Source organism: [Chlorobium] sp. 445 (assembly GCA_002763895.1).
GTDB lineage: Bacteria > Bacteroidota > Chlorobiia > Chlorobiales > Thermochlorobacteraceae > Thermochlorobacter.
Genome location: NSLH01000052.1, coordinates 1 through 9,018, shown reverse-complemented (window position 1 = coordinate 9,018; position 9,018 = coordinate 1). Strand labels below are relative to the sequence as shown.

The 9,018-nt window shown below is 50.2% G+C and carries 3 protein-coding genes; all 3 read left to right on the top strand.

All coding sequences use genetic code 11. From position 1 onward, the window contains the following. Positions 1-107: 107 nt before the first annotated feature. The 3 genes from CMR00_12455 to CMR00_12445 are packed head-to-tail and all read left to right on the top strand — an operon-like array spanning position 108 to position 8,952. The gene (locus CMR00_12455) at positions 108-3,869 is read left to right on the top strand and encodes a hypothetical protein (protein PIO47055.1); all 3,762 of its coding nucleotides are present in this window, start codon (positions 108-110) and stop codon (positions 3,867-3,869) included. Positions 3,870-3,916: 47 nt separating this feature from the next. Next, on the top strand, positions 3,917-7,243 hold the full coding sequence (locus CMR00_12450) for a hypothetical protein (protein PIO47054.1): 3,327 nt from the start codon (positions 3,917-3,919) through the stop codon (positions 7,241-7,243). A gap of 8 nt (positions 7,244-7,251) precedes the next feature. Continuing rightward, the gene (locus CMR00_12445; GenBank protein ID PIO47053.1) at positions 7,252-8,952 is read left to right on the top strand and encodes a hypothetical protein; all 1,701 of its coding nucleotides are present in this window, start codon (positions 7,252-7,254) and stop codon (positions 8,950-8,952) included. The last annotated feature ends 66 nt before the right edge of the window (positions 8,953-9,018 follow it).

Below are 9,018 nucleotides of genomic sequence, written 5' to 3'. Positions count from 1 at the left end.
TAAATGCTGGCGGTACGATTCAGGCATTGGGCACGAATGCGACAAGCCAGACTCATAACCTCATAATCAATGGCAACCTGACAAACAATGGGACTCTGAATTTGCGAGTGGGTACAACAGTTGATGTTGTCAATATTCAACTTCAAGGCAATCTTTCAGGCTCGGGCACTTCGAGCTTCAACAACATTACCTTCAACGGCACCAATAATCAACTCATTGACATCGCCGGCACAATCAATAATGTGCAAGCGGTTACTTTCAACAACACGGGCACGGCTCCAAACAACCAAATCACCAACCAATCGGTTGCCTTTACTAACGCACTGACCGCGCGCCAAACAGCAGCAGGTCTAACAAACATCTCTACCTTCACGGCAGGGAACTATCGGCACGATGTGAATGCAACATACCTTGTAAGTAACGCAAACATAACCATCGGGACGAATATGACCGTTACTGCGCTGCAAGGCACGATGAACTTTGCACACGACAATGCCAGTGCCCCAGTCCTTACACTGAACGGGGCATTGGTGGTGGATGGCGGTACAGTGAATGCCGGGGTAAATACCAACACGACGAGTGAAGTTGCAAATTCTCTCAATATGAATGCCGTAAATGCAAGCATTACGCTTAATAGCGGTACGCTCAATGTAGGCAATACGGCAACAGGCTATGGCAACCTGAGAATGAGTGTTGATAATCAAACGATTGTAATTAATGACGGCACACTCCGTACAGAGCGATGGGTGATTGGATCGGGCGGAACTGACAATCATGTTGTTACGATTAACGGGGGCTTGGTGCAAATTTTGCCTACTGTAACTACGACCAATCGTGTAGGTCTGCAATTTGTGCAAGGCACACTTACCATGAATGGTGGTGTGATGCGCATTGGTGAATCCCTCACAAGTATTACAGGATCTAACTTGGTGCAACTGTCAACAGTTGGCGGTGTAGATCAGCCCTGTACATTTACCATCAATGATGGTTCTGTGATTGTAGCAGGTAATCCGAGTTTTACAAGCGTCGCTAATGTAAATCCTTTTAATTTAGGAACTGGCGGAGCAGGGACGGCTAATGTAACTCTCACTGTGGGTAATGGAATTGGGGGGGTGAACACCGCGCAGTTGCAAATTTTACCGAACCTTGCTCCAGAACTGCCAACCCCTGCCACGCGCAATATTTTGGATATGGATGCTGCGTTACCTGATGTCAATCAGATTACAGTCAATTCTGACGGATATATCAAAGTTGGCGGCGGGAACATTGGAAATTTTCGTTTGAATAACACGGGCTGCTCTGTTACGATGATTGGTGGAACAGTAGATGTCACGGCTTCGGTGCAACTTGGAAACGGGGCAACCTTTACGGTGAATGACGGCACGCTGAATATCGGCACATCGACAAGTGATGGTACAAACACTATCAATATGCCAGCGGATGCGACAGCCATTACACGCTTCATTGTGAATGGTGGAACGGTCAATGTCGGCGATGGAAATAGCTCGTTGGGAATTCCAGCAGGTTCTAATCCTCTAGCTGCGAATTTTGGCGACAATGATAACAATCCTGCCTTTGCGAGTGTAAATTATGCGAGTTTTGAAATCGCGGCGGGCACGTTCAACCTCAATGGGCGCTTTACGCTCAATGACGCAAATTATCGCTTCATTATGTCGGGCGGAGCGTTCAACATCAATCCGCAAGGTGACCAAGATTTGACAGGTACTCAAAATGTGCTGAGCTTTAACCGTGGGATTGTGCAGCATTCTGGCGGCATCATTACGATTGTCAACCCTCATCCTAACGCAGGCGGCAACAATACCACTACTGGCGTAACCTTCAGAACAAGTACACTTGGCAACCCTGGCACAGGTGTAACTATAACGGGAAGTACGACAGCGTCTAGTAATACCTGTTTTACAGGTACGAGCACGATTCGCTTCGGCGATGGGGTGTCGTCTATACCCGGCTCTGCTGAAGGCTATGAAGTGTGTTTGGCACCCAGTGTGACTTACAACAATTTTGTGTTCAATAACCCATCAGGGAGCAATCGCTTTGTCTGGCTTTACACGCCGACGGATAACCAAACCTTAAACTTTAATGGTGACTTCAATCTCATTGCAGGTGAAGTGCGTCAAGGACGACCGGCGACACCAACAACGCCAAATGTCTTTGTCAATAGCACAGGGTCGGGCATCTTTACACTAGCTAACAACACGCTCTATGCCATTTACAACACCAATCCGGGCAACCCCGCACCGACTTATGGCACTGCGGCAAATTACAGCATTGACTTTAACAGCACGATTGAGTATGTCAGTAATGTGGCAAGCGGACAAACCGTATCGTTGCCAGCCTCAGTAGAGTTCGGCAACCTCACCATTAGCGGCACAGGGAACCGGACGGTAACCGCAGGGAATGCGGTGCGCAATACGCTCACACTCAATCAGGGCGTGTTGATTGTGGGTACAGGTAATCTCACCATGCGTGATAACTCGCGTCTTGTCCGAGCTGGAACAGATGCTCAAGGCATCATCAATACAGGCAATACACTGAATCAAGCCGCAAGTGATCTTTTCCGCATTATCTATCGCGGGGTGTCTAAGAATTTCCGGGACGAGGAATTTACAGGAGCGGGACGCAAGTCGCTGGAAGTGGATTTGAATGTGGGCGAGACGGTTACGCAAAATGTCAATCGCACAATTGTTGATCTCTTTCTGACGCAAGGTACACTCAACGATGGGGGGAATTTACTCTCGGTCGAAGGCAATATCTCAGGCAACGCCACGCATATCAGTACAGGGTCGGGGCGTGTGCAAGTGACCGGCACCGGCGCACAAACGATTTCTAATGCACCGAATCTGGGCAACTTTCGTCTCAATAAGCCCAGCGGTACGACCACATTGAGTGCGAGCGCATCGCCCACCATTAACGGTATTTTTGATATTGCACAAGACAACAACTTCTTAGATGTGCCCGATAATGCCCAACTCAACTTCGGACTTTCTGCCAGTATTAGCGGCACATTTAATAACCTGCGCATGATTCGCCTCACAGGCTTAATCACAGCGTTAGGGGTAAGAAAACGCATGCAAGCTGGCACAGACTTTACATTCCCAATCGGTGTAGGCATACGCTACACGCCCGCACGCCTTACCGTGAATGCCGCAACGGGGAGTGACTTTCTGACCGTAACGCCGATTGCTTCTGAAGCGCCAACAAACTCGTCTGCACTTGCACTGCAATACTACTGGCGCGTAACGCAGGGTACAGGCATCACGATAACGAGCATATCTCACGCCTATCAGTATGTTAATTCGGATGTCGAAGCAACGGTTGCCGATACAGCGATCTACCAAGCTGGGCGATTCAATACGGCAACGGCACAATGGACAGCGCTTACCATAGAGGAAGTGCAAGGCAATCTTGACCTTGATGGTAACACAATCACGACAGGTGGTCGAATTCTCTTCCCGAGTGTCAATTATGCAGAGGGACTCTTCACTGCAGGCGAAGGTGCAAAGTTCAACAATGGCACCGTTGTAGCTTACTACAGCGTCCCCAGTGCAACAGGCGACTGGACGCAGGCAGCGTCGTGGCGTACAGGAAGTTTTACAGGACCACCCGCAACAGTTCCGCCCGGCTTCGATAACCCAATCTTCGTCGGACAAAATGGGATCATTTACTTAAATGTTGCCTTACCTGCAGCAGTGCCATCTGTAACCATTCTCTCTGATGGTCGGCTGCGCCTTGATGTGAATCCCGGTCCAGTATCCTTCGGTAGCGTATCGGGAGAAGGTACGCTAGAACTGCGCGACGATGACAACAACGGTATTCAATTCCCGGTGGGCAATTTTACCAGTTCCTAAGCACAACGGGCGGAACGGTAGAATATGGCGGCGCACAAAGCTACACCTTGCCCAATAGCCCAACGGGATACCGCAACCTTGTTATTTCAGGTAACGGCACGACAAAAACTTTTCCTGGTGCAGAACTGACAATTTCTGGAAATCTCACTGTACAAGATGGTGCAACAGCACTACTCTCCAATCAGACCGATGGCGACATCTTTATCACAGGTGCTGCTGCAGGTGGAGGTAACCTTACGGTTACAGGCACGGGCAGTGTGTTGCGATTTACAAATGATGAAGAACGCACCGTAGAAGTACGACGCAATGTAACAATAGGTGCAGGGGCAACATTTGATGTAGCAACCACTGGCGGAGCAGTACCCAATTTGCTCATCATTGGCGACAATACTTCGGCATTAGGTGGAAATCTAGTCAATAACGGCACCTTTGATATGAATGCAGGTGGCGGTCGATTCACGGATGTACAGTTCAGAGGCACAGGTAATGCAAGCATTACTGGCAGTGGCACTACAACCGAATTCTATCGCTTGATTGTCAACAAAGGCACAGACCAAACCGCGACGCTGACCGTCCCAGACGTGGCGACGCTAGCAAGTTTTGCACTCACTGCACCCGCAAATGTTATTGTCAAACCCCTTGCCATTCAGCACGGCACCTTCATTTTTAACCGACCGACAGCAACATTAGAACTTAGTTCGGGTGGCGGTAATTTTGTTATTCCGACAACAGGTGCCTTGCAAGTCGGCGGCGGCACCGTGCAACTCAGTTCAACAGGCGGACATGATTTGATTCTCAACGGTCGCTTGCGCATCACAGGTGGCACCGTCAACATCGGGACGGATGCCTCAGGCGTCTCGCAAAACAGCATCATCTATCAATCTCCCAGCGCAGAGTTACTGGTTGAAGGGGGCACACTTACAGTTGCAACTGGTATTCGTGCAAATGCTGGTGTGTTGAATTACACGCAGTCAGGTGGCACGGTAACCGTTGGACGTTACTCCACTGAAGATGGGTTCCCAATTTTTGGGATTGTTGCAGGTCCAAATGCAGCGTTCAATATGACTGGACCAAGTGCAGTGCTGAACATTGTGCGCGGCAGAAATAGCTCGAACATAGTGGCAGACCTTCTCATCGCAAATGTGGCAAGTCCAACAAGCCCACAAGGTACCATTCAAATCTTTACGGGCGATACCCCACAAAATGCTGTTACAGGACCATTGCAATTAGGATTTATCTATGACATCAATAGTGCTGTACGTCTGCCGAATGTCAGTATTGGTGTCGGACAGCCAATCAACTACAATGTGGGTTCTCGCAACGGCGCTGGCGCGCAAACACTCGATATTCGTGGCAATCTCACAGTCAACACACTCGGCTCGTGTCAGGTGCGTCTCTGGCGTATCAACGGCACTTCTGCACAAGACATCCAAAGTGTAACTATCGCAGGAGATTTTACGCTCACAAATGGCACAATTGTGATGGGCAATACCACGACCTTCAACGTGCGTGGCAGCTTTGTCCAAAGTAATGGTAACTTGAATCAAGGTGCTACACCCAATGCAAATTTGCTTGTCGGCGAAAACTTCACGCTGGCAGGTGGCATTTTCAATACTTTCGCTAATACAACTTTTAATGGCACCACCACGACCACACAAGTTATCTTGCGCACAGGGGGCTCGCCAAACCCGCTGACCTTCCAAAACTTTACAATTGACAACACTGCCACAGGCGGGACAGTGCAGCTTGGTCCAGCCACCGACCTCAACATCACTGGCAACTGGACCAGAACCGCCGGCACTTTTGATGCACAGACCAATACACGCACCGTAACCTTCAATGGCACAGCGGCGCAAACCATTACAGGCACAACCGATTTCTACAACCTCACGATTAATAACTCAAATGGCGTAACGCTCGTCAGCGGTACGCTGGGCATTCGCAGTACGCCGGGCTCAGGCGGCACACTCACGCTGACAAACGGTGTGCTGGACATCGGCAATAATCCACTCATCATTCGCAATACAGATGCCACAGGGGTAATTGGCGGTACACCAAGCGCAACTGCAATGGTTAGTACCAGTGGCACAGCTGCCGCCGCAGGCGTAACTAAAGTCTATGGTGGAGCACAGTCCTTTACTTTCCCAATTGGTACAGCGTCGCCCTTTGCAATTTACACGCCGGCAACCATCAATGTAACCAATCTGGGCACAGGTGGGGCAGGTTCTATTACAGTAGCACCCGTGCGTGCAGCGCACCCGCAAGCCTCAACTGCAACTGGACGAATTCTTTACTACTGGCGTACTACGCAAAGTGGCTTTGCCGAAGAATCTGCAGGATTTAGTGTAACACATACTTACGTGGCAACTACTGCCGTAGGTAACCTGGGCGGAACACTCTCAAACTATGTGGGCGCATACTACATCGGTTCGCCAACATTCCAGTGGAACTTCCTCCCTGTGCCGCCAAACATACCTAATGTGAATACTTTTGATGAATCCACCTTCACCATTGGTGCGCCAACTGCTGGCACAACCAACCGTATCTCCGGTGAGTTTACAGCAGGCGAAGGACTTGTGAACCCCATCGTGTATTACAGTTTCCGCAGTGGCAACTGGGACGTGGTAACAGGAATCGGGACAACAACCTGGTCAACGGATCCTGTAAATGAAATACCGCCTGGTACCTTGCCCAATGCAGGCAATCCTGTTGTCATCCGTAGTGGGCATGTGGTCAATACCAATGGTAGCGGGCGTCTTTCAGCAACACTGACCTTCCAAACGGGTGGCGGCACGCTGGAAATTTCAAGCGCATCTTCAGGGCATAACTTTGGCACAATTCTGAGTGCGGGCGGCGCACCCGGTACCATTCGCTTCGTCCAAAATGTCGCAGCGGCGCCAGCATTCCCAACCGCTACGCTCGACCCATCATTCTTTGCCAATGGTACAATCGACTACAGTGGCACAGGCAGTTATACCATACCCACAGGTGCAGGCGTACCAAATCCATATCCAAATCTGACGTTCTCGGGTTCAGGCACAAAGACCTTACCAGCAGGCGCAACAAATATCGATCTTAATCTCACACTGAGCGGGTCGGTAACGGTCGTAATGGGTACAAACACCATGAACCGCACAAGCGTTGGCGGCACCATGACGATGGGGGCAGGGACAACCCTGACGCTGACTGGCGCAAACAACTTCCCTGCAAACTTTACAACCTATTCGCTTGCGCCAACCAGCACGGTTGACTACACAGCGAATGTCGCCCAAACCATTGCCTCACTGGGCGGACAGCCTTACGGCAACCTGACGCTGACAAAACAGCAGGAGCAGGCTCAGAAACAAAAACGCTTGCAGGTAACACGGTCGTAGCGGGCAACTTGCTGGTGCGTAGAACTGGTGGCACAGGAAACCTGACCTTTGCAACAAATAACTTTGATCTCACTGTCAGTGGAAACTTTACACTAAATAACGCACTTCCTGTAACACAATTCAGTGGTGGTACCTCAACCGTTACCTTCAACGGTGCAGTGGACCAAAACCTGACACGCACAGGTGGTGGCGCCATCAGTTTCCATAACCTGACGCTCAATAAAGCCGCTGGGCGCGTGGTAGTAAATGCTGCAAATACTGCAATTACAGTGCCTAATACCTTGACACTAACAAGCGGGATATTAGATCTTAGTAGCGTGGCAGGCACATCGCTGACACTCAACGGTACGGTTGCAGGTTCAGGATTGCTGCGCGGTACAACAGCAAATACCGATTTGACGATTACAGGCACAGGAACAGTCGGCACACTGAATTTTGAAACAGGCTTTCAAGGCTTACGCCGCTTTACGCTGAATCGCACAGGCACAAATCCAACAGTAACCTTAGGCACAAATCTGACGGTCGGACAAGGCACGCTGGCAGATTCACTCTACTTGCTCAATGGAATTATTCAAACAGGTACAAATACACTAACGCTCGCCAATCAAGCGCAGTTCGGACATGGCTCTGCCAACGCATTCGTTGATGGAGCATTAGCCATCACGTATCCAACGGGCACAGATGTCTCACGCTTCTTTGCGATTGCAGGAGATGGCATTTACCGACCGCTTTCAGTGCGTGGTAACCCGACAGCAGGTGCCATTATCACAGCACGCATGATTAACACACCACCGCCGGGCTCACCGGGCACTGGACTCAACAACATCTCAGGCGTGCGCTACTACCAAATCAACCGCACGGGCACATTTGGCGGTACGCCTCGCGTCCAACTGAGCATCAATACCACTTCTGTCGATGAGTTTGCGACAAATCCCAGTGGTTTAACGGTGGCTTCAACAACCGACAATCCGCCTGCAGGTTCAACAGTTTGGCAAGCCGGTGTAAATCCGTCGGCTTCCTTTACCCCAGCGTTCCCTGCAGCGATTATGTCGGCGGATATCACGAGCATTTCAAGCACGTCGCCGGTGTTTGTTACTGCAGCAAGCACCGTGCCCGTTGACAACCCGTTGCCGGTGGAGCTAATCAGCTTTGCCATTACCGCTGAGCGTGACGGGGTCAAACTCAAATGGGAAACTGCCTCTGAAGTCGAAAACGCCGGCTTTATTCTCTCTCGCTCTCACTCACGCCACACTGGCTTTGAAGAAATCGCCTCCTACCGCACCACCGACGCGCTCGTCGGCAAAGGTACTTCTGCCACCGGCGGCAAATACGAATTCGTAGATCGTGCGCAACTTCTTCCGGGCCAGACCTACTACTATCGCCTGCAAGATGTGGATTTCAACGGTGTCATTCACACCACAGAGCTCAAGGAATTCACGATGCCGAAGGCGTATAGTTTGAGTCAAAACTATCCGAATCCGTTCAATCCGAGCACGACGATTGAGTTTAACTTGCGTTATCCTGGTCAGACAGCGCTAGAGATATACAATTTGTTAGGTCAGAAGGTGATGACGGTGGTGGAGGGCAATTTAGCGGCGGGGAGTTATCGCTATCAGTTGAATTTGTCAGGGCTCTCAAGTGGGATGTATTTGTATCGTTTGCGCAGCAATGAGTTTGTGGCAACCAAGAAAATGCTGCTTGTGAAGTAGGCTTAAAAGCCTTGACAGCAAAAGGGCGTCCTAATCTGGGACGCCTTCTTTGTTGAAGGGCAGGAA